Origin of the sequence: Bradyrhizobium yuanmingense (genome assembly GCF_025200905.1) — a bacterium.
In the GTDB taxonomy this organism is placed as follows: Bacteria; Pseudomonadota; Alphaproteobacteria; order Rhizobiales; family Xanthobacteraceae; genus Bradyrhizobium; species Bradyrhizobium yuanmingense.
Genome location: NZ_CP104173.1, coordinates 6,074,420 through 6,095,211 on the forward strand (window position 1 = coordinate 6,074,420; position 20,792 = coordinate 6,095,211).

General features: G+C 57.1%; 22 protein-coding genes and 2 pseudogenes. 2 read left to right on the top strand and 22 right to left on the bottom strand.

Going from position 1 to position 20,792, the window contains the following annotated elements:
* Positions 1 to 390: 390 nt before the first annotated feature.
* From N2605_RS28075 to N2605_RS28115, 9 genes are all read right to left on the bottom strand, one after another.
* Positions 391 to 660 (bottom strand): hypothetical protein, encoded by a 270-nt coding sequence (locus N2605_RS28075; RefSeq protein WP_260344043.1) that lies wholly within the window; start codon positions 658 to 660, stop codon positions 391 to 393.
* 34 nt (positions 661 to 694) lie between these two features.
* A complete protein-coding gene (locus tag N2605_RS28080; RefSeq protein WP_260344044.1) occupies positions 695 to 1,054 on the bottom strand; it encodes a DUF3024 domain-containing protein in 360 nt (119 codons plus the stop codon).
* Between the two features lie 14 nt (positions 1,055 to 1,068).
* On the bottom strand, positions 1,069 to 1,308 hold the full coding sequence (locus N2605_RS28085; protein WP_260344045.1) for a nitrogen fixation protein NifZ: 240 nt from the start codon (positions 1,306 to 1,308) through the stop codon (positions 1,069 to 1,071).
* Positions 1,305 to 1,619 (bottom strand): nitrogen fixation protein NifZ, encoded by a 315-nt coding sequence (locus N2605_RS28090; RefSeq protein ID WP_260344046.1) that lies wholly within the window; start codon positions 1,617 to 1,619, stop codon positions 1,305 to 1,307. Before N2605_RS28090 ends, N2605_RS28085 begins: the two co-directional genes overlap by 4 nt.
* A gap of 339 nt (positions 1,620 to 1,958) precedes the next feature.
* Positions 1,959 to 2,183 (bottom strand): 4Fe-4S binding protein, encoded by a 225-nt coding sequence (locus N2605_RS28095; RefSeq protein ID WP_057027950.1) that lies wholly within the window; start codon positions 2,181 to 2,183, stop codon positions 1,959 to 1,961.
* A gap of 10 nt (positions 2,184 to 2,193) precedes the next feature.
* Complete coding sequence (gene nifB, locus N2605_RS28100) at positions 2,194 to 3,693, bottom strand: nitrogenase cofactor biosynthesis protein NifB (RefSeq protein WP_425248871.1); 1,500 nt, start codon at positions 3,691 to 3,693, stop codon at positions 2,194 to 2,196.
* Positions 3,694 to 4,449: 756 nt separating this feature from the next.
* Positions 4,450 to 4,674, bottom strand: coding sequence for a putative nitrogen fixation protein NifT (gene nifT / locus N2605_RS28105; RefSeq protein ID WP_260344049.1), 225 nt, complete (start codon positions 4,672 to 4,674; stop codon positions 4,450 to 4,452).
* Positions 4,671 to 5,852, bottom strand: a complete 1,182-nt coding sequence (gene nifS, locus N2605_RS28110) for a cysteine desulfurase NifS (protein ID WP_260344050.1) — start codon at positions 5,850 to 5,852, stop codon at positions 4,671 to 4,673. The genes nifT and nifS overlap by 4 nt, the downstream gene beginning before the upstream one ends.
* A 317-nt stretch (positions 5,853 to 6,169) precedes the next feature.
* Positions 6,170 to 6,490 (bottom strand): HesB/IscA family protein, encoded by a 321-nt coding sequence (locus N2605_RS28115; RefSeq protein WP_260344051.1) that lies wholly within the window; start codon positions 6,488 to 6,490, stop codon positions 6,170 to 6,172.
* 248 nt (positions 6,491 to 6,738) lie between these two features.
* Here N2605_RS28115 and N2605_RS28120 point away from each other — a divergent pair, with 248 nt between their 5' ends.
* Positions 6,739 to 7,329, top strand: coding sequence for a hypothetical protein (locus N2605_RS28120; RefSeq protein WP_260344052.1), 591 nt, complete (start codon positions 6,739 to 6,741; stop codon positions 7,327 to 7,329).
* 9 nt (positions 7,330 to 7,338) lie between these two features.
* Here the strand turns inward: N2605_RS28120 and N2605_RS28125 are convergent, their stop codons facing one another.
* The 10 genes from N2605_RS28125 to nifD all read right to left on the bottom strand — a co-directional run bounded on the left by N2605_RS28125 (position 7,339) and on the right by nifD (position 17,344).
* On the bottom strand, positions 7,339 to 7,734 hold the full coding sequence (locus N2605_RS28125; RefSeq protein WP_260344055.1) for a Rieske (2Fe-2S) protein: 396 nt from the start codon (positions 7,732 to 7,734) through the stop codon (positions 7,339 to 7,341).
* 489 nt (positions 7,735 to 8,223) lie between these two features.
* Positions 8,224 to 8,847: a host specificity protein gene (locus N2605_RS28130; protein WP_260344056.1), complete on the bottom strand. Its 624-nt coding sequence runs from the start codon at positions 8,845 to 8,847 to the stop codon at positions 8,224 to 8,226.
* Positions 8,848 to 9,673: 826 nt separating this feature from the next.
* Positions 9,674 to 9,970: a ferredoxin III, nif-specific gene (gene fdxB / locus N2605_RS28135; RefSeq protein WP_260344057.1), complete on the bottom strand. Its 297-nt coding sequence runs from the start codon at positions 9,968 to 9,970 to the stop codon at positions 9,674 to 9,676.
* Between the two features lie 12 nt (positions 9,971 to 9,982).
* Positions 9,983 to 10,183, bottom strand: a complete 201-nt coding sequence (locus tag N2605_RS28140; protein ID WP_260344058.1) for a CCE_0567 family metalloprotein — start codon at positions 10,181 to 10,183, stop codon at positions 9,983 to 9,985.
* Positions 10,184 to 10,195: 12 nt separating this feature from the next.
* Positions 10,196 to 10,660: a NifX-associated nitrogen fixation protein gene (locus tag N2605_RS28145; RefSeq protein ID WP_260344059.1), complete on the bottom strand. Its 465-nt coding sequence runs from the start codon at positions 10,658 to 10,660 to the stop codon at positions 10,196 to 10,198.
* Between the two features lie 6 nt (positions 10,661 to 10,666).
* Positions 10,667 to 11,062, bottom strand: a complete 396-nt coding sequence (gene nifX, locus N2605_RS28150; RefSeq protein WP_057027961.1) for a nitrogen fixation protein NifX — start codon at positions 11,060 to 11,062, stop codon at positions 10,667 to 10,669.
* Positions 11,059 to 12,468 (bottom strand): nitrogenase iron-molybdenum cofactor biosynthesis protein NifN, encoded by a 1,410-nt coding sequence (gene nifN, locus N2605_RS28155; RefSeq protein ID WP_260344060.1) that lies wholly within the window; start codon positions 12,466 to 12,468, stop codon positions 11,059 to 11,061. The genes nifX and nifN overlap by 4 nt, the downstream gene beginning before the upstream one ends.
* Before the next feature lie 9 nt (positions 12,469 to 12,477).
* Positions 12,478 to 14,124 carry a nitrogenase iron-molybdenum cofactor biosynthesis protein NifE gene (nifE, locus tag N2605_RS28160; protein WP_260344061.1) on the bottom strand — a complete coding sequence of 549 codons (1,647 nt, stop codon included), beginning with the start codon at positions 14,122 to 14,124 and terminating at the stop codon, positions 12,478 to 12,480.
* Positions 14,125 to 14,217: 93 nt separating this feature from the next.
* Positions 14,218 to 15,774 carry a nitrogenase molybdenum-iron protein subunit beta gene (gene nifK, locus N2605_RS28165; protein ID WP_057027963.1) on the bottom strand — a complete coding sequence of 519 codons (1,557 nt, stop codon included), beginning with the start codon at positions 15,772 to 15,774 and terminating at the stop codon, positions 14,218 to 14,220.
* Between the two features lie 67 nt (positions 15,775 to 15,841).
* Positions 15,842 to 17,344 carry a nitrogenase molybdenum-iron protein alpha chain gene (nifD, locus tag N2605_RS28170; RefSeq protein ID WP_260344063.1) on the bottom strand — a complete coding sequence of 501 codons (1,503 nt, stop codon included), beginning with the start codon at positions 17,342 to 17,344 and terminating at the stop codon, positions 15,842 to 15,844.
* 681 nt (positions 17,345 to 18,025) lie between these two features.
* Here nifD and N2605_RS28175 point away from each other — a divergent pair.
* Positions 18,026 to 18,181, top strand: a pseudogene (locus N2605_RS28175) (transposase); the annotation flags it as partial.
* Positions 18,182 to 18,263: 82 nt separating this feature from the next.
* Here the strand turns inward: N2605_RS28175 and N2605_RS28180 are convergent.
* The 3 genes and pseudogenes from N2605_RS28180 to ald all read right to left on the bottom strand — a co-directional run.
* Positions 18,264 to 18,513 (bottom strand): annotated as a pseudogene (locus N2605_RS28180) (Fe-S cluster assembly protein SufB); the annotation flags it as partial.
* Positions 18,514 to 18,694: 181 nt separating this feature from the next.
* The gene (locus N2605_RS28185; RefSeq protein WP_036014930.1) at positions 18,695 to 18,898 is read right to left on the bottom strand and encodes a 4Fe-4S binding protein; all 204 of its coding nucleotides are present in this window, start codon (positions 18,896 to 18,898) and stop codon (positions 18,695 to 18,697) included.
* Positions 18,899 to 19,636: 738 nt separating this feature from the next.
* A complete protein-coding gene (gene ald / locus N2605_RS28190) occupies positions 19,637 to 20,749 on the bottom strand; it encodes an alanine dehydrogenase (RefSeq protein WP_260344065.1) in 1,113 nt (370 codons plus the stop codon).
* Positions 20,750 to 20,792 lie beyond the last annotated feature (43 nt).

Genomic DNA, 20,792 nt, shown 5'->3' on the forward strand with positions numbered 1-20,792 from the left:
AAGCGGCCGATAAGCCGAGCAAGCACGGGCGTTAAGGACATCAAACCACTGGTCTGGCGTGAGCTTGGCGGGACGCTCGCTGATTTGTATCACCCTCCCGTTCGGGGCGAAGCGGACGTGGATGATGATTTCTTGCGAGTTCATACCTCTCCCTCTTTTGTAACACGAAAGAACAGGAGCCGGAGACACCGACCGTCTCGATGGTAATGTGCTGGTTTTCGAGCGCGCTTGGTCCGGGCCTCAGGCCGAGCGTTGGACCCCGAGTCTGCCCGTTAAGCATTCGTGGCGGACACGGCCGCGCTTCCACAGCAGAGAGTTCCACGAGCGTAATGTCGAGATCGGATGATGGAAGAGATGGCTTATTCTCCTCACAGGTGTGCACGACAGTGCTCACTGCTCAACTTCCCTTTTAGCCAATACGATGCCAGTCGCTCGCGTTGGGTCGGCCGTAATCTGTACGCAGTGATCCGACCGATCGAGCAGATGAAGATCGAACCGAGAAAACTGTCGAAACGGCTGATCCGACAAATCCGACGTATCACAGCATACCCAAGCAAGCTGCGGAAAGCGTCGCCTCAGCTCAACTAACGGCTCGATGTCGGCGCCATCGGCAGCAAGCAGTCGTTCGATTTCGATCAATTCTTTCGCGGTGAGCGCCATCGTGGCTCCTCTATGACGCGTGGAAGGTGGTCCCTCATTGCCAGAACATACGCTCAGGATCAGCATTCAATTCCTCGATCGCAGAAGGCAAGCGGTGATAAAGGCTGTAAAATTCCCAGATTCCCCGAGCATGATTCTTCCGAAACAGCTTCCAGATCCCGCTCACGGCATCATAAAGAATCAGGGCGACATCGATGAGGGCACCATCCGTGTCAATGTTGCGCGAGCAACAGGGGCTCTCGACGAGGTAGCCGCCCCTCACCGGCGTCACGTTTGGCGAGACATAGAGATAGCGATTGCGCGCGCTCAAGCCGCGCTCGATTCGTTTGCGATCGAGCTCGTTGGGGTGAGGCATCAGTCCCATTTTTGCCTTCCTCATCAGCGCGGCATTCATGGCGAAAGCCTCCTTCAAAGCACTGTTAGCTCTTCTTCAAGACAGCCGATGAGCCGCGCCTGACCAAAATCGACAATATAGACCGGCACGTTGGCTTTGGTATGGATAGCGACTTTGATGATCTCGCCGGTCGCTCCGGCGGCGAGCAAGACTCCCTCGGGCTCCGCGTTGGGAAACGAGCTGTCGTTGGTGAGGTCGACTGCGGCTTTGACTCGCTGGCCCCGTCGATATTTCGGAAACCCTTGCTGAGTCATGTCTCCTCCGGTAGTGGCAGATCATCGATCTCCTCGGAGGCGTCCGCCGGCTCTAGTTCCTTGCGTTTCATGCCAACGCAGTGGCCACTTTCCAAAAACTCTACACCGTAGATGTAAAATTGCTGCAAGAACGTTCCGATGGAGACGACGTAACCCACCTGCCCTTTCTTGACTAAGACGTCGCCGATCTCCTTGCCTGGATAGGTGCCATCATTTCGGATTGTGCGATTGGCTCGAAGCTTTTGGCCAAAGCTGAAGACCGGGGGGGCGTTGAGCTCGACGACGTCGCTGTCGCGAAGAATGCTGTTCATATACTGCTCCTCGTGCATCGCGCCTCTAGAGATGCAAGCAGACGCCGCTTAGCCCACGCGGACGAAACCCTGCCATCACCCACGCGCGGTATCATCAACCAGATCGACGGCGGGAGAGTTGCCTGAAAGGCCGCTCTCCGCATCCCGAAGCACCCTCGGACGGCCGAGATGCCGCCAGGCCGCGCTGCCGATCAACAGCACGACCGCAGGACAATCCAGAGCAGTCACCGTCCGTGAGGGGGAGCGAACGCCGGCGCCTACGACGACGTCAGCCCTGAGAGCGACGCTTCCGACGGTTTCAGCACCAGACCCTGGCATGCCGCTTTGAGACCTCACGCTTTAGCCTGGCGCTTGATAGCGAGGCCAGGAGCTGTCAACCACGCAGGTATTGTCGACCGGACAGGCTGCTACACATTGCGGCTCGTCAAAATGGCCAACACATTCGGTGCATTTCGTCGCTTCAATGACAAAGCTCCCGCCCTTCTCCGAGATCGCAAGGTTCGGGCACAAGGGTTCGCAGGCTGAGCAGCTCGTGCACTGCGAGGCGATGATTTTGAACGGCACATATTCCCCCTTACACCCCAGAGATCCGGGCCCCCAGCCGAATGGCGGCGTCGCCCCGCTCCACATGCTCGATCTCCCCGCGTTTCACCTTGTCGAGATAGGATCTGAACCAAGCGATCGCGGACTTCTCAATGAACTCATGGGCGAATTGATCGACCGGCTCGATGCCCGCCTTGATCAAATTGCTTTTCGGGCAGCCGCCAATTTTGGCCACGAAGACTGCATGGCAATCATGGATGCCGCGCATGACGGTGGAAAGTCTATCTTGCTCGCCATAACCGCCCTGACAGTAAACCTCCACACGGCGTAGACCAACGAGCTTGGCGCCGGATGTAGAAAGCTCGTACACTTGAAATTCCTTTGCATGCCCAAAGTGCTCGTTGATCAGACCCGAGCCCTTCGTTGCGACTGCCACCAGAAGAGTGATCGCGCTCATCTCCCCGGAAAGTTCCGCAAGCTCTTTTTGGTTGGCCTCGGCCTTCGAGACACGCTCATTCTCTACCCTTGCCTGATAAGCCTTGCGCATCTCTAGGTCATACTTGACGTCCATTCTCATGACCTGATCAGTGGTGAATTCTGCGCTGCGATCGTTCCCGAGTAGACCCACCGCATCGGCGCGACACTGGCGGCAATGCCGCATCATGTTTATCTGCCCTTCACAAGCATCTTGCAGCGCTTTCAGTTCTTGCGCCGTCGGGCCGCGCTGACCGTTCAGACCAAATGCTGTGCCATGCTCTGGCGCCGAGATCAGCGGCATGATATTGTGAAGGAAGGCACCGCGCGACGTGACCGCCTTGTTGACCTCGACCAAGTGGTCATCATTGACGTCGGGGATCATCACAGAGTTAACCTTGCACAAGATACCCCGTTCGCTAAGCATCTCGAGGCCTTGCAGCTGGCGATCAGTGAGTATCTTTGCCGCCTCAATGCCCGTGTATCGCTTGTGGTTGAAGAAGATCCACGGATAAATCTTTGCTCCGATTTCAGGATCAACCATGTTGATGGTGATGGTGACGTGGTCAACCTTGGACCTGACGATGGCATCAACATAGTCCGGTAGTGCGAGTCCGTTAGTTGACAGACACAGCTTGATGTCGGGAGCCGCCTTGCTGACCAGCTCGAACGTCTCGAACGTCCTTGCCGGATTGGCCAGAGCATCGCCTGGGCCAGCGATGCCAAGCACTGTCATCTGCGGAATGGCAGTCGCGACCGCGAGCACCTTTCTCACCGCCTGCTCGGGAGTGAGCTTCTCGCTCACCACGCCCGGACGCGATTCATTGGCGCAGTCGTACTTTCTGTTGCAGTAATTGCACTGGATGTTGCAGGCAGGCGCGACCGCGACATGCATGCGAGCGTAATGATGATGCGCGTCTTCGCTATAGCAGGGATGGGTCTTGACCTTTTCCCAGATTTCGGTCGACAGATCGCCTTGTCCGGCCTTCGAGCCACAGCTCGCCTGCCCGGTCCTGGCCGAAGCGCGGCAACTTTTATGATCGGGAGTAGGCTGCATCATTTTGCCGGTATCCATTGCAGCTTTGACATATTTTCCGCGTCCGACGACCGCGTTCATTCTCATTTCCCTGCAGACATCATCGCCCTCCCAGGACCATCCTTGAGCGAGCCTCAAGATGCTGGATAGCAACTTGCATGCCAGGGCGGGGATGATGCAATTGCAGCCGTAGTCCATCGAGTTAGTGCAACGATAGCGTTGGCGGTTGCAAGAACAGCAAAGATGAGCTTGTTGGCAACACGACAGATAGTCGCCATTCTCACCCAGAGCTCCATGGCGTGCGCATTCATTCTCGTTTGGCTTGCCCGAGCCGACGTCCATCAAACGGGCGTTCCCGCGTTGCGGCCCTCACAATAGGCGATCCGAGCTGGGGGCGCCGGACTTAATAATCCCAATAATGGGCACCACACGGCCTACGATGACGGGCGGCAACGAAGGCTAAAGGTGACGGCGCAATCGGCCTCGGCTCTGGCCGAGCAAAGCCTGCATCATCAATGCCGTCGCGGCGGACCGACGTTTGTCGACCTTGATATGCTGCGCCGACATTCTCCGCGTTTCTCCAAGCAAGCCGCGCAGCGCAACTTTGCCAGCGGAGAAGCCGACCGATGCCTCTGGGTGTGCTCAGCACATCGCATCGGCAAAATTGGGGGATGCCACGACGAGATAGGTAACAATCCTCACGGCCCCCAGGCCGGGGCCGAGGGCCACGAAAGTGACCTTTGCATTCATCGACAAAGTCGATCTACGTGAGTGCCTTCACGGATCGCCGCCGTTCTCGTTCCGCTTTTTCGCGTCGATTGTGATCGGTAGCCGTGTGTCGCTCGCCATCTCAGGCAAATCGAACACCCAGCCATTAGCTACTTTGATCCAGCCTCCCCATAAGGTCTCGTACTCGGAAGCCACGATGGGCTCCTCGAGATCCTTCTTTGGCACGTAGATCGACAGGCCCGTGTCCGGAGAGCGGCGAATCATGATTTTCACGAGGTCCTCTCCTTGGCTGAGACGCGGGGGGTGGCGCGCAGGCGTGCCACGATGTCGGACACTGCGCACACGACCTCATCGACCTCAGCGACGGAGGTTTCACGCGAAAGAGAAAAGCGCACCGCGCTGTGCATCCGCCACGTCGGCACCTGCATGGCACGCAGAACATGCGATGGCTGCATAGAGCCGGAACTGCAGGCTGATCCGAGCGACACGGCGATGCCCGCCCGGTTGAGATGATGGGCAATGGCTTCGCCTTCGAGATGATCGAAGGCAATATTGGTTGTGTTCGCTAAACGATTCCTGATGTCGCCGAGCACAACGCACTCGCAATTGCGCAAAATTCGCTGCTCAAGGCGGTCACGCAAAGCACCAATTTGGACACGCTCAGGTTCAAGCCGCTCCGCCGCAAGCTCGGCAGCTTTTCCCAGGCCAACGATTCCGGGAACATTCTCGGTCCCGCCGCGGCGCCCTCGTTCCTGTGATCCGCCGCAGATCAGCGGCCGGAATTTAGTCCCTCTGCGCAAATACAATGCGCCGACCCCCTTGGGACCGTGCAGTTTGTGCGCGGATAGCGACAGCATGTCGATCAAGCTACCCTTTAGGTTCAAGTTCACCTTACCAATGGCCTGGACCGCATCTGTGTGAAACAGCGCGCCAGCCTTGTGGGTCAAGTTGGCCAGAAACTCCACAGGAAAGATCGTTCCGGTCTCGTTATTGGCCCACATGACCGAGGCAATCGCTGTGCGTGGCCCAAGAGCGCAGCGAAAAGCCTCGATGTCAAGCCGGCCGCAGGCATCTACGGGTACAATGCGCGTTCTGACTCCCCTCGTCGACAATTGCTCCGTGAGCGCAAGTACGGCGGAGTGCTCAACCGAAGTGGTGACAACTTCGTCTCGATCTTCCTGCGTCGCAAGCGCAGAGAGGATCGCGGCATTATTGGCTTCGGTTCCTCCCGAGGTGAAGACGATTTCGCGATCGTATTCGCTACCCAACAGGTCCCTCAAGCTTCTCCGGGCTTGCCCCACAGCGACTGCGACCTCGTTGCCGAAGGCATGCGTGGACGAGGCATTGCCGAATCGCTCAGTGAAGAAAGGTAACATTGCTTGCAGGACGAATGGATCAGTCCGCGTCGTTGCATTGTTGTCGAGGTAAATCGGCACTCGGTTTTCGCTCAATCTACCACCTCGCCTGAAGCAGCGACGAGGACCAGGCGATCCAATCCTCCGATCTGACCAGTCGCGCCTGAATGCCTCCCCGCCTTACACTCAAAAGCTTACACGACCTGCCAGCACCGGCTGGCCGCGCCATGAACATGCTATCGTGCTGATTTTCTGACAGCCACCACCGCTCGCTTGCAGATTGAGCCGGATCTCTTCGAGCACGCAGCGAATGGGACGCTCTCGCTTCGTAGTGAACGACGAGTTCCTCAGTTGTTCTGGTTCGGCCGGCATGGTTCAATGTCTTCTCCTCATCACCTAAATTATGTTTTCCATCAGCTGAACGATTTCCCGCAGGAGCAGTTCGCGGTCGCGTTCGGGTTGTGAAAGGAAAAGCCAGAGTTCTCCGGTGCCACCACGAAATCGATGGTTGTGCCGACTAAATGCTCTTGGCTCTTGCTATCGACAAACACCTTCAGTCCATTACATTCGATCACCGTGTCGTCAGGCTTTGGTTCCTCGGCCAGGCCCATCTGGTATTTGAATCCATTGCAGCCGCCCGCTTCGATCATGACGCGCAGACCGCCGGCCGGGTGCTGCGATGATGAAATCGCGCTCTTGAGCGCATTCACGGCGCTATCGGTTAGGTTGATCACTTCTTTCCCTCATTAGCTTGGACCTCGCGAGCAGCAAGTCACGTGCCAGCGCGTCGGCGCTTAAGATGCTCATTTCGCACCGTTGCTTTCGAACAGGTGTCGGGTTCCTTACAAGGCTACTTGACGCGTGCGAGCCATTGACGCGTTCTTATTTTAGGGTGGGCCGCTACGCTGCCACGGCAGGCAATTTGCATCGCATCTGGCACCGACCAACGGGTCGGCGAAGACCTGAGATCGAGGACAAATTAATGACTTCAATCGAGAACACCGCCCTTGGCAGACTTGAGAAGGAGGGCCGCCTGCTCAACGCCGTACTCAAAGGCACGACTACCAAGCCGGGCCGATTTGGCTTTCGCGGCGACATCGCACTGAAGTTCCAAACTCAGCTCGCGGACGAGAAGCGACCGCCGGACTACTCGATCGAGCAAGTTCTGACCATCGCGCAGGACGGAGAACGCTTCATTCCGGTGTTGGCCGGCTATCTACACTCCTTCGCGTATCTCGCTGACGTTGCGACCGTCCTTGACGGTGCCTTAAGCCCAGCAGGCCGCTACTTCATGTTCTGCAACAACATCGATTTGCTAGCGAAGTACCGAGTTAAGCTCGGCAATATCAACTTCCACGTTTTACCGTGCGATGAATCTACTGTTTGGAAGGAAATGATGGACCTGGTCGGGATGAATAAGAACGACATCAAGAAGCTCGATCCGGGCGGCAAGCTTGATAACCTCCTCGATGCCACAAAGGATCTCGACCTTTCCTATGAGGAGATCTCGTATGAAGACGGACTAAGGAGAATGGAGGCTGTAAAAAACCGCAACGAGAACCGGCCGGTCTGAGCGCGGTTTTCAGTTGTTGGCCGACGCATCGTCTTCAACAAGATGCACACCAACGACGCAGATATCACCATCCAGAACTGCCAACGCGATCGGCGTGAGCGCTCTACCTTGACATGGACCTTCGACGCACCGCCCGGTTCCGAGTTCGAAGGTCGAACCGTGCTTGCCGCACATCAGCCGGATGCCGTATGGATCGAGGAATTGGTCCTGCTCCCAGTCCAAACTGACGCTGTTGTGAGGACACTTATTGACGTAGCCAAGCACCTTTTTGCCCCACCGCACAACGATAATGGACCACGGCCGATGCTTGCCGTCATCTTCGACGATCATGAGATGGAATCCCATGGCCTGACGGCTCGGGATGTCGTTAAAGCTGCAGATCGCGTAGATCGGATTTGGCTTCATTTATCGCCCATTTATTGGAAGACGCTTTTTACGCTGCGCAATCAACCTGCAAGAACCGTACAAGTGCCGGGCTGATAGTGTCAGTGGTAGTCCAACGCGCAAGCCAGCCATAGCGGGCTCAGCCAATTACCCGACGCATAATTCGGACCAATTCGTTCGACAATTTGGACCCTTGCTGCCGTTTCCATGAAAGCCGTGCAGCTGCAGCTTTCGGGTCCAAGCCCTCTGCATCATTGCCGGATAGCCGCCTGCGTTGCCTGGTCGTTGCTGCTCGTTGATGGCCATTCCGTGGGGAGCCCGTTACGCCGCTCGATCGCGCATCTCACCGCAGCTTCGTGAGCGCCTTCGGAGAAAAGTTTGAACGGACGTTTCAGCCGAGACGGGGGCGACGCAGCGAGCGTGCGCCCCCTTTGAAGCAAGACCGTTGAGCCCGGGATAGAACGGTCCAATGTCCGTCATTTCAGGCCCGCTGCTGCTATTGCAGCCAACTTATTCCATGTGCATCCCCCTAAGAGCGCGCTCCAGGTAAAATGAAGGGTCATCCTCCGACGAATCCGTTTCGTAGCTTCTCTGAGGACCGACATCACTGGCCCCATCTTTGGAAAGATACTTCGTAGGCTTGCCTACCCGCTGCCACTCGTCGTTTTCGTTCTTCGCCCACACATCGGGGCTCTGGTGAGGATCAAGCACCCAGTGGTTACGACCCACGGGAACAAAACCCATCTCCGCTAGACGAGGTTCCATGCCTGATAGGGCCGGCCGCGACAAGATCAGCGGATGGTCGCCGTCCTCTCGCAGCTGATGCTCCAGCAAGATATCGCCAGCGTTCTCGACAAGCGGATGAGTCACCCTAAGATCTACGACGGATGTGATATCGTTGCGCCCAAACCGTTGCTGAAAATGGTCTCCTTTAATCCGAGCCGGACCTCCTGTTCTTAGAAGCCCGACAATTTCGTCGCCCAACCGGTAGCTGTAAAATCGTGCTGGCTTATTTGGATCGTCGTAGGTGTTGGCGTAACTTCCAGCAACCGTCGCTGCGCGCTCAGCCTTCTTGGAGACGAAGTCCGAGTACTCTTCTGGGTTTTCGGCGATGTTTCTGATATCATTGCGCAAGAATCTCTCAACTCCGCGCAGGAAGGACTCTCGATCGATCTCTCGAATGGGCGGTTCGGAAACGAGAGAGTATGACGCCGCTGGTTCGGATGATGACCCACCTCGCTCCATCCCTGCAACTGTTTCCGCAAACCGGGGACTATCTCCCGCTTCTGACCGATCGTCAGTTTGGTTGGCGGTTGTGAACTGGCTGGATGAGTCGCTGATTCTGCCATACATGAGACCGATTTCCTATCGGCAAAGTTGCACGTAATTGAGCTCGTGCCGCGCAAGCTCTGCCGGCTAGGATCGCATTCCTATCTGACCACAACCTGACCAAAGCACTCTGCGCACTTCGACGTGACTACCCGACGCCGTCTGCGCGTGAGTTACAGATACTGCTGCGACAAGCCGCAATCTGTGGGTAAACTCGCACGCAAGATCGCCGGCCGCCGCCCCGTCGAAGAGACCGACCTCTAAATGACTCGCACGTTCCGATCAGCAGATGGGTTACCCGGCCCGACCAGGTACGCACGCAACGATCATTAGAGACGTCCGTGCCAAGTGTTCCGTGCCCTGAGCGCCTCCGCGAGGCGCAGATCGCCTTCTACGAATAGGTGGACCTCGGAGACGAGTGATTTGTGAGCAACGGATATCGTATCGGCTTGACATAGCGAGCGCCCAACAATGTCGAGGCAATGCTCGCACTTTAGCTCGCTCGATCTTGGTACTCGATGTTCAATCGAGATCCTTCCGGCGCACCGTCCTCACCATGAGTTCACCTGATCAAAATTGCACCTTTCCCCACCTATGTCTCGCCTGCCGCGACAGCACGAGCGTGGTTTGCTCACGCCGCTTCAGATGCGGCTGAAGTGTGAGTCTGGCAGTTGGCCGGGCAAACCCTCGCGCATGCACCGCAGCCAATGCAGGCGCCTTGATCATTCAGAACCATAATCTTCTTTTCGATCTCATCGTCGTCGTCATCGAGGTTGACAAGTTCGCCTTCCTCGCTGATTCCTTTCAACGTCATGACATCTCGGCCGCACACCTTGAAACAGCGGCCACAACCTATGCATTTCTTGGCATCGATCGAGATCAGGTACTGTGGCGTCCAGTCGCGTCCGTCTCGTGTTTGAAACGACATGCATTCGCCCCTTCAAGTATTTTCCAGCGCCTTCAAGTCGCGACTCTTGCGCTCAAGTTCCGCATAGGCATCGTAGGCCTTCTGCGCCACCGCCATGATCGAGGTCCAGTTGATGGGTAACTCTTCCGAAAGGTCGTGCAGATCCATCTTGGCTTGTGTTGCCTTGGCCGACACTTTCCTTAGCTCGGCCTTCAGTGTTTCACGATCGCCCATGAGTGAGTATCCTCAATAGTTCGCCACGTCTGGAAATTTCCGAACCAGGTCGATTCCCTCGCGGACATATTTATCCCCCTCCTGAGCCAGCTTGACGAAATTATCGAATCCGAAGCGATGCACATCGCGCAGCTGCCTGTTTACGGCGACCAAGCGCCCTGCGATGAGCACTATGCGTCCGAAGCCTTCATGATGCAGCTTCAGAATCGACTGAATCATGAGGCCGGTCTCCCTTTCTACTGACAACGCCACGGCGTTGAAGAACAGCTCAAGGCGCCACAGTGTATTGGGATCGGGATCGCCGATAAGCGGCAATGCGCGCCGTTTCTCCTTGCTCAGGATATAGGGTTCGAGCAGATCAAGATCGCTCTTCCGTTCCCAGGCTCCGTTGGTATCCTGAGAACGCCAAATCTTGATCAATTCGATGAGGAATGGTGCGTCGACCACGCTGCCCTGCTGCTCTATTCTTGCGGTCATATCACCTCATTCGTCGAACTCAAACGTTCGCCGTTGGTCCTTTGCCACGACCTTCCGCAGCCAGGGAGGTGGCGTGCCTTTCAGCACCCGCTCGAGCTTTTCTAGCAACACCAGAATGCTTTCTGGTTTGCTCACCTTGATCGGATGAATTTTGTTGGCCACCACTCGCGCAGCCGCGGCACCACCAATGGCAGCGACGTAAAGGATTGCGCAGTCCTTGATCGCCTCGATCTTTGGCGCCAATTTATCATCGCTGCCGTCTTCTTTAAGATCGCCCTCAAACTCTATCGCTTTAAGAAACACGTGCCCGCCAGACGCGACATCGTAGATTGCAATATTCTTTGCCCAACCAAAATGAGCATCGACGCGTCTCAGGTCCTGAGTGGCAAAAGCGACCTTCATGCAATTGTCCTTTCAGCCGAGCCAATTGAGCGGCCATGACTCGACCGTTGTGGCAGTCCGGGCGCAGTCCGCCACGTATCTGGGGTAGGCCGATCGTTCTCTTCGCGATGCGCGATCACGAGATTGGCGATTTCGAAGATCAAGTTTCGGGTCCCACGATAGCCAACGGATACTTGGTGCCCCGCGCCAAGTCGATCGAACATCGGAAAACCTGCACGATGGAACGGCACTTTCAGCCGCGCCGCCGCTTGCCTTCCATGCGAATGCGTGATCAACAGGTCGCAATGCTTTCTTTTGGCAAGTCCTTCCAGATCTTCGAGGTCGCCAATGAGAACCTTCTTGGTCTTGATCCGCTCGATCACCTCCGACTGAGTGGTCGTCACGGCGACGGTCACCTGCGCGCCCATATCGTGCAACATGCCGGACAAATCGAACAGAAGGTCTGGCTCAGCACCGATCGCGAGTTTGCGACCTCCAATATGGAAGTGAGCGTCCAGCATAGCATCGGCGAGCTGACTGCGCTGGCGTCGATATTTCAAGGGTATCGGGCGACCGCTGATCTCGCTCAAAAACGCCATGAATTCGTCATTCGGACGGAGACCACACATCCGCTCGAACACACGAGAAGGCACGCCGGTCTTAGCCTGCATGACCTCAGCCGCTCGCTGCATCTGCGCGCCGATTGAAATAGTCCAGCCGGCTCGGCCCATGCTCGCGATTTCGCCGACGCCGATGCCCCCTGTGGTCGTTGGCGTAAACTCATCGGGGATATGTCCATCGAGCGATCCTGCTACGTCAGGGAGGAAGGACGGGCACAACCCGAAATCTTCCAGTATGACACGGAGTTCATCAATGTCGCCGGGCGTCAGGTGACATCCCGGCAGAACATTCACCCTCGATGGATCCCGCAGGCGATTGGCATTGGGCCCATCCACCAGCACTTCTACAATGCGTGCCACAGCTTTCTCCCACCCGTCCTGGAACGCGCCCTTGAAATCAGGCGTCGAAACATACACGAGTGGCAACTTTGCGAGTTGTGGATGCTTGCTCCGGATTAGCTTGAGGTAGGCATCCACATCGTCGCCGTTGGTCTCGGTGACACCGGTCGAGCAAACTCCGATGATCTTTGGTTTAGCTCGGTTGTAGATGTTCAGTATCGCCTGCTCGAGATTCTCATAGCCGCCGAGCACGGTCGCGACCTCGCTCATCGCGGTGGTCTGCAGCGGTACCGCCTCTTTGAAGTGCCGGACGAAAAGCGTGAGCCCGAAGGATGTGCACCCCTGGGACCCGTGCAGAAGCGGCATAGCCGCACGCAGTCCCATAAAGGCGTATGCGCCGCCGATTGGCTGGCTCATCTTCAGCGGGTTGACAGCGCAGGCTTTTGTTGGTGCCGTGACAATGGCCATGACCCCTCGCTACTCTGCGGCCTGTCGCATGTCAGCGGGCTCGGACACCAACATACCTTCGATTCGTGTTTGACAGCAGCCACCGACGGCATTGGTATGCTCTCGGACCGCTGCGACGCTCCTCAAGCCGTGCACGTAAATTGCATCCTCAATCGTGCCCAGATCGACGCTGTTACACACGCAGATCTTCCTCGCGCGCCGCTCGCTTTCGGCCATCGCCGGATCGCAGGCGATCGCGGTCACTGGCGACTGCATTTGCTCCACGACCTTGGCCAATGCCTCCCATGGCGCTGGTCGACGCAGCTGCTCCCACATCGGACTAGAGAGCGACTTATCGATCTCCTCAACCAGCTTGACCATTCCGACATAGCCCATATAAGCGTGGCAACGTTCCTGGTTGATATCGAGCCAGGGCATAGCCGCTTTCAGCGCGACGAACTGCGACTTGCCGCCGGATAGCATGATGTCCGCTTTTGCGTCCTTCAACATCTTGTACATTTCGCGCGGCGTCATGTCCTCGATCATGTGGGCATCCTGCCCCATGAGCTCTTTGATGCGCTCCTTGTCTTCTCTGGTCGATTTCTTCACACTGGTTCCGACTAACTCAAGCCCGGCTTCCTGGAGTGCCGCAACGACCGACCATGATTTGACGCCGCCGGTCATCAGCAAGGCCTTTTTGCCCTCGAATCGCGGCTTGTACGGTGCGATGGCAGCCCAGGCTCGCGCTTCCTCGCGCGCGATCACCGCTTCGGTGCGCCCGAGCAGATCTGTCGGGGCACCGCGTTCAACCAATAAGCGGGCGAGCTGGCGTAGCGATTCACTTGAATCCCGAATACCGTAGAACGATCCCTCGAAGAATGGGATCTTGTAGCGTTGCTCCATCTTGCGGGCCACGTTGATCATGGACTTTGAGCACACCAACATCGCCGCCCGCGCGCGATGTGATGAGGCGACTTCGTGATATTTCCCGTCGCCGGAGATGCAGGAGAGAATCCGCACTCCAAGCTCGTCTAGCAACGGCTTCACTTGCCAAAGCTCTCCCGAAAGGTTGTATTCTCCGATCAGGTTAATATCGTACGGCGTAACGTAGTCAGGTTCTTGCGTCCCGATCACATAGTCGAGCAGGGCCTCACCGGCGAGCTTGTTACCGAGGTTCTTCGAACCGACGAAGCCCGGCGAATTGATCGGAATCACCGGCTTTGCAAATCTTTGAGATGCTGCCTTGCAGACTGCGTTGATGTCGTCGCCAATCATCGCCGGGATGCAGGTTTGATAGACGAAGATGGCGGCGGGGTCGCACTTGTCGATAATCTCCTTGATCGCTTTGCAGAGCCGCTTCTCGCCTCCGAATACAATATCTGTTTCGCTCAAGTCGGTTGTGAATGCGGTGCGCCACAGATTGGAGCCCGAGGACGCGGCGCCGCGATTGTCCCAGGAATTACCTTCGCACGCGATCGGACCATGCACTAAGTGAGCAACATCGGTGAACGGCTGCAGCGCAACCTTGGCGCCATCGAAAGCACAGCCGCCCGCCGCGCCACCGGGCTGCAGCGGTTTGGTGCAGCCGTTCTTACGCTCGGCCTCCGACTTACTGCCATTCTTGGCGCAGCCCGGCTCGTCGAAGACATTCTGGACCGTAGCCGCTAGTGAACTCATCCTGTTTCCTCTCAGGGCAACACATTGGAAAGCCAACCCTCTTATGAACGTGCCATCTTCCATAGCTTAGGCGATGGCACGCGCAGTCGCCCATCAGCGAATGATGTCGAAGCTGTAGTCCGTTTTGCCAAGAACGTTGGTATTCTTGTCGATCTCGTCGAAGATCTTATCCAGTATCTTCACCAGCACATTCAAGCCACCCTGATAGCCCCATAGGGGGGACCGGTGATGGTGATGCCGATCAAAGATCGGGAAGCCGATGCGGATCAGTGGCGTTCCAGTATCCCGCTCCAGGTACTTCCCGTAGGTGTTGCCAATCAGAAAATCGACCGGCTCGGTGAACAAGAGTGAGCGCATGTGCCAGAGGTCTCGGCCGGGATACGCTTGGCAGCCCTGTCCAAACGGCGAGCTTGCAAGCAGGGCCTGCATTTTTTCCTGCCACGCTTTGTTGCCGTTGGTGGACAGCACATGGGTTGGTTCGGCGCCGAGTTCGAGCAGAAACGCAGCCAACCCATAGCAAAGATCCGGATCGCCATAGATCGCGAACTTCTTGCCATGAATATGAGCGCTGGAGTCCGCAATGGCGTCCACCAGGCGGCCACGTTCTCGCGCGAGTTTCTCGGGAATCTCCTTGCCGCTGATGCGTGACAGCGCGACGATAAAATCATCAGTTGCGGATAAGCCAATTGGGTAGTTGAAAGATGCGACGTCCTGGCCATGCTCAGCCACGAATGTCAGTGTTTTCTCGGTGCACCACTGCTGCATAGAGATTGTCGCCTTCGCGTGAATTGCGTTGGCCGCATCCTCCAGCGTCGTGCCACCGTCATACATCCGGAATTCGCCGTCTGTCGGAGTATCGAACACTTCAGAATTGTCGGCGAGAACCGTGTGCTGGATGCCCATCAATTCCAAGATGCGCTTGATCTCGCGAAGATTCCCGACGGTATAGCCATCGAACCCACCAATGATGTTGATCGTCCCATTCTGCTTGCGCTTCAGCTTCGGCGCTGTTCCCGCCTTGCCGTCCCAAAAATGCTCCAGGATACCCTTGAGCGCATTGTCATAACCGGTGACGTGGCTGCCGACGAACGCCGGCGTGTGGGCGAAAGGCACGTCGAAGTCCGCCGGAACCGAGCCCTTTTCTTTCGACGTCTTGATGAAGGCGTTGAGGTCATCGCCGATCACCTCGGCCATGCAGGTTGTGGAAACCGCAATCATCTTGGGCTTGTACATATTGTAGCTGTTAGCGAGCCCGTCGATCATGTTGTTCAGGCCCCCGAATACGGCAGCGTCTTCCGTCATTGATGAAGAGACACAGGAGCTAGGTTCCTTGAAGTGCCGCGACAGATGACTACGGTAATAGGCCACACAGCCTTGCGAGCCGTGGACGAAGGGCAACGTGCGCTCAAAGCCAACGGAGGCGAATACTGCGCCAAGCGGCTGGCATGCCTTGGCCGGATTTACCGCTAGCGCCTCCCGCGCGAAGTTCTTCTCGCGATATTCGGCCGTTTTCGTCCACTCCTTGATACGTTCGACCTCGGCGGGATCGCGAGGATTCTCGAAGATCTTCTTCTTCGCCAACATCTGCTGGTATTCTGGACCGCGGAACAGTTCGACATGATCGAGCACGTGTTCGGCACTCTGCGCCATTGGTGAAATCCTTCACTATCGAGATTGGTATCGCCCTGGGGTTTCCCAGAGAGCGAGATGAGTTGCCTTATTCTGCAGCCTGAAGCTTGGCGCTCGAAGCTTCCTTCCAGGGGGCCTTCGTTTTCTTCCAGACCGGGGAGTTGACGGCCATGTCCATGTCGCGTGCAAAGATCGCAAAGCCGTCATAGCCGTGATAGGGACCCGAATAGTCCCACGAGTGCATCTGCCGGAACGGCACACCTATCTTTTGGAAAACGTATTTCTCCTTGATGCCCGAGCCGACAAGATCAGGCTGGAGCTTTTCAACGAAGCGCTCGAACTCATAGCCATTAACATCATCGTATATGAGCGTACTGTCCTTCACGTAGTGCTGAGCTGTGCGCTGATAGTCGTCGTTGTGGCCGAACTCGTATCCCGTGCCAATGACGTCCATCCCGAGGTCCTCGTATGCGCCAATCACGTGACGCGGCCGAAGGCCGCCCACGTACAGCATCACCGTCTTGCCCTCCAGGCGCGGGCGATATTTTGCGACCACGGCGTCCACCAGCGGCTCATATTTCTTGATCACTCGCTCGGCGCCTTCCTTGATCTTGTCGTCGAAATAACCCGCAATCCTGCGAAGCGACTCTGCGATCTTTGAAGGTCCGAAGAAGTTGTACTCGCACCAAGGAATACCGAACTTCTCTTCCATGTGGCGTGAGATGTAGTTCATAGAACGGTAGCAATGGAGAATGTTGAGCTTTGCTTTCGGCGTTGCTTCAAGCTCGGCCAGTGAACCGTCGCCGGACCACTGCGCGATTACCCGCAGGCCCATCTCCTCCAGCAGAATTCGCGACGACCAAGCGTCGCCGCCTATATTGTAGTCTCCGATGATTGCAACATCGTACGGTGTCGACTCGAACTTTGGTTTTCCGTCGGCCTCGGGACGGCCGAAGATCCAATCGCGCACCGCATCGTTTGCAATGTGATGGCCTAGTGATTGCGACACGCCCCGGAAGCCCTCACAACGGACCGGCACGATGGTCTTGCCTCCATATTCCTTCGATTTCGCTCGTGACACGGCCTCGATATCGTCACCGATCAATCCGATCGGGCACTCCGATTGAATCGTAATACCATTGTTGAGTGGGAAGAGCTCTTGAATCTCATCAAGAATTTTGACCAGCTTTTTGTCGCCGCCGAATACGATATCCTTTTCCTGGAAGTCGGAGGTGAACTGCAGGGTCACGAAGCTATCGATCCCAGTCGTGCCAACGTAATAGTTGCGTCGCGAGCCCCACGAATACTGACCGCAGCCGACCGGGCCATGGCTGATATGAACCATGTCCTTGATTGGTCCCCAGACCACCCCCTTTGAGCCTGCATAAGCGCAGCCTCTGATCGTCATCACGCCAGGTATGGATTTGATGTTCGACTTCACGCCGCAATCTGACTTGCCGGCCTGGTGAACGTTGAGGTGCTTGGCGCGCCGTTTCGCGGTTTTCTCCGGATAGACCTTCAGCACCTCCTCGATCAGCTCTTTGTTGCGAGCCCTGATTTCTGCGATGCTCTGGGTCGTGGCGAGACTCATCTGATGTCCTTCAAAGGTTAGCTGTTGCGAGGGCGGCTTCTTGATCCGAGACTTTTGCAACCAGCATGCCATCGTCTGGTGAGCACAAAAAATAGAACAATAAAAAGTACTTAGGGCGCCTCTTGCGGTGACAGGGGTGCTGTTGAGAATCCGACATCACGCTTTGCGCGGAGACCTTTCCGGTTTGGACCTGTTCGAAATGGAACAAGGCGGCCTATGCGTGAAATTGCCTGGTCAGTTTTGGAGCGTATCCACGGCCGCAGTGCTCTGGGATCGACGGCGGAAGTCGGCTGCAACGCCGGCTGACCGACTAGGCTTGTGAGATGCTAGAACGTGGCCTCCTTAGCGCCGAGCATAGCCTGTTTGACGCGAGTTGGAGGAAGGCGAGGTAGTTGGCAGCAAGTTTGTCATAGCGCGTCGCTACCCGACGACATTGCTTGATCCTGTTGAAGAACCGCTCAACTCGCTTACGACGGTTGGATTGCATCCAGGGGCCGTCGCATGTGGCGACGCTTGTCGACCTGATCGACGAAGAAGAGATGGCCCAGCTCGCTTCCCGAAGCGGACCAGACCATGTTCCGACTGATGTTCGACCTGCTCGGCGGCCTCAACAGCAAGATCGCGGATCTCGACATGGAGATCGCGCGACGCGCTCGCGAGGACGAGCTATCGCGCAGGCTGATGACGGTTCCTGGGATCGGCCCGATCTCTGCCCACCGCGATCGCCGCTCTAGCACTGGCGGCCGAAACCTTTACCAAAGTGGCGACTTTGCCGCGTGGCTGGGACTTACGCCTCTTCAACGCTCGACGGGCGGCAAGCAGAAGCTCGGCGCGACATCGAAGATGGGCGCGCTCAGGCGTCTCTTCATCATCGGCAGCAGCGCCGTCGTGCAACAGGCGAGCAAACGCGGCCCGCCAGGTCGGTCTTGGGATCGTCGGACGCGCGCGCCCAGGTCGGCTCCTGCATGGTCGCCAGCTCCGATAGGCTTGCAGCCGCGACTGCAGCATCCGGGCGGGCTCGTTCTTTTTTCTGTGAGATGAACTTTACGATCTCTTCCGACAGCCCTTCGGAGCCTTCTCGGAGTCGATCATGGTCTCAAGCCCATAACGATACTGGTCGACGTCGATGCGCTGCACGCGCCTTCGACCGTCTCTTGTTCGGCTATTATTGGCCGCTCCGCTCGCGCAAGGGCAACTCCCGCGGGGAGGATTGCGCCAAAGCTCTATGAGCGGCTCACGCTAGAACTACGAACTCGCGGCCAGCAGTGAGCAAAACAGGAGACGGATCGGAAAGGCGGCGGTTGTCGGTAGCATCTTCATTATGTTTCGTACGGGAGCTCCTCTCATCCGTTACCCCACCTTTGCCGGTACGCATGTATCGGGCACCGGGCAAACGACGGCGCATTGGGGGGCGTCAAAATGCCCCTCACATTGGGTACACTGGGACGGATTGATCACATATATGTCGTTCTTCAGGCTGATCGCGGCATTGGGACACTCGAACTCACACGCACCGCAGACGGTGCACTGGGATGCGATTATCTTGTAAGCCATCACTGCGATTCCATAAGCAAAAGGTGGGACAGTTTCTTGCTATCAAGTCTTGTGCCAGATAGTCTGAGCTTGATTTGTCTGGAGTATTTTCGGTAACGCAAACCGCCGCCTCGACGCGGTGTCGCAAATCCTACAGCGGGCATGACAGCTTGATATCGATGCTGTGATTTGCGCATGGTCGATCTCACGGCAGTCCGGGATCAAGTGAACCACCTTCACCAGCCTCAGGGGACGATCTGAGATCCTTCCCAAGCCGCCGTGCCGCGGCTACGATCGATGAGTAGCGCGACATTACAAAGTTCTCCGCGCACGATCTGGTCGACACAGAGCGCATCTTGTTGGTTCCACTCATCGGGACAGCCGCGGCTTAAATGACGGCATCACAGCGAACAACCGGCAGTCGTCACCGGTCCGCCCCGCCACAGGCAATTCGAATGGTCCGGCGGTCGCTAGATAAAGTCGCGCCGGTGATGCGCGCCCCGCTGGGGCCCATCGGACGCATTTTCAGTCGCCCTGTATTGCGGCAAAACCGGCATTAACGTGCGCTGTATGGGGCGAAAGTACATTGTCTCCCCATCGCGCGCGCGACTGAAGCCAGGCGTTCTTCTGGTGATCCTCCGCTTGGCTCCGCGCTTCAAATAAATGCCGGCGGCGATCAGCAGATTGATGGAGCCGAAAAAAAGCCACCCCGAAGGGCGGCCTAAGTCAGGGAGGAAACGCCCATAAGGGCCTCTGGGATCAGGCCGCAGCCTGTTCGATCGGAGAGAAGGGCAACCCGAGGCTCTCGGCCACCGCTTTGTAAGTTAACCGGCCGCGATGGACGTTGAGGCCCGCGCGCAAATGTGGATTGTCGAGCACGGCGGAAAAACCCTTGTTGGCCAGAGCCAAACCAAACGGCAGGGTCGCATTATTCAGCGCCTGGCTCGAGGTGAGCGGCACGGCGCCGGGCATATTGGCCACACAATAATGAATGACGCCATCTACTTCGTAAGTCGGATCAGCGTGAGTGGTTGGGTGCGATGTCTCAAAGCAACCGCCCTGATCGATAGCGACGTCCACGAGTACCGCCCTCTTGCGCATCGAACTCAGCATGCTCCGGCGGACCAGCTTCGGCGCGCTCGCACCTGGAACGAGGACCGCACCGATCACCACATCCGCCGCGAATACCTCTTCCTCCACGGACTCGATAGTCGAAAACCTGGTGCGAACGCGCCCTTCGAACAGGTCATCCAGCTCGCGGAGCCTGATCAACGAACGGTCAATGATGGTCACTTCTGCGCCCAGACCAACCGCCATGCGTGCCGCGTGCGTGCCAACCACGCCACCTCCGATCACCACGATTCGGGCAGGCTGAACACCGGGCACTCCACCGATGAGCAGCCCTCGTCCGCCTGTACTCCGCTTTAGGGCGCTACCCGCCGCTTCGATCGCAAGCCTACCCGCGACCTCGCTCATCGGCGCCAGCAGTGGAAGACCACCGTGCGCATCAGTTACGGTCTCGTAGGCGATCGCGGTGCATCCAGATTCCAAGAGGCCGGTAGCCTGATCCAGGTCGGGGGCCAGATGCAGATAAGTGAACAGGATGTGATTCTCACGCAGCTGAGACCATTCGGACCGCTGAGGCTCCTTAACCTTTACGATCATCTCGCTCGATGCGAATACCTCAGCTGCGGAAGTTAGGATCGTTGCGCCAGCATTGCGATAGTCGTCATCGGTTGCACCAATGCCAGCGCCCGCATTGGTCTCGATCATTACGCGGTGGCCCGCTGCCACGTATTCACGCGCAGCTCCAGGGGTAAGGCCGACGCGATATTCGTGAGCCTTAATTTCCTTTGGGACTCCGACTTTCATTTGAAAACTCCCTGCCTGACGCGCCCTTCTTATCGGAAGCGCG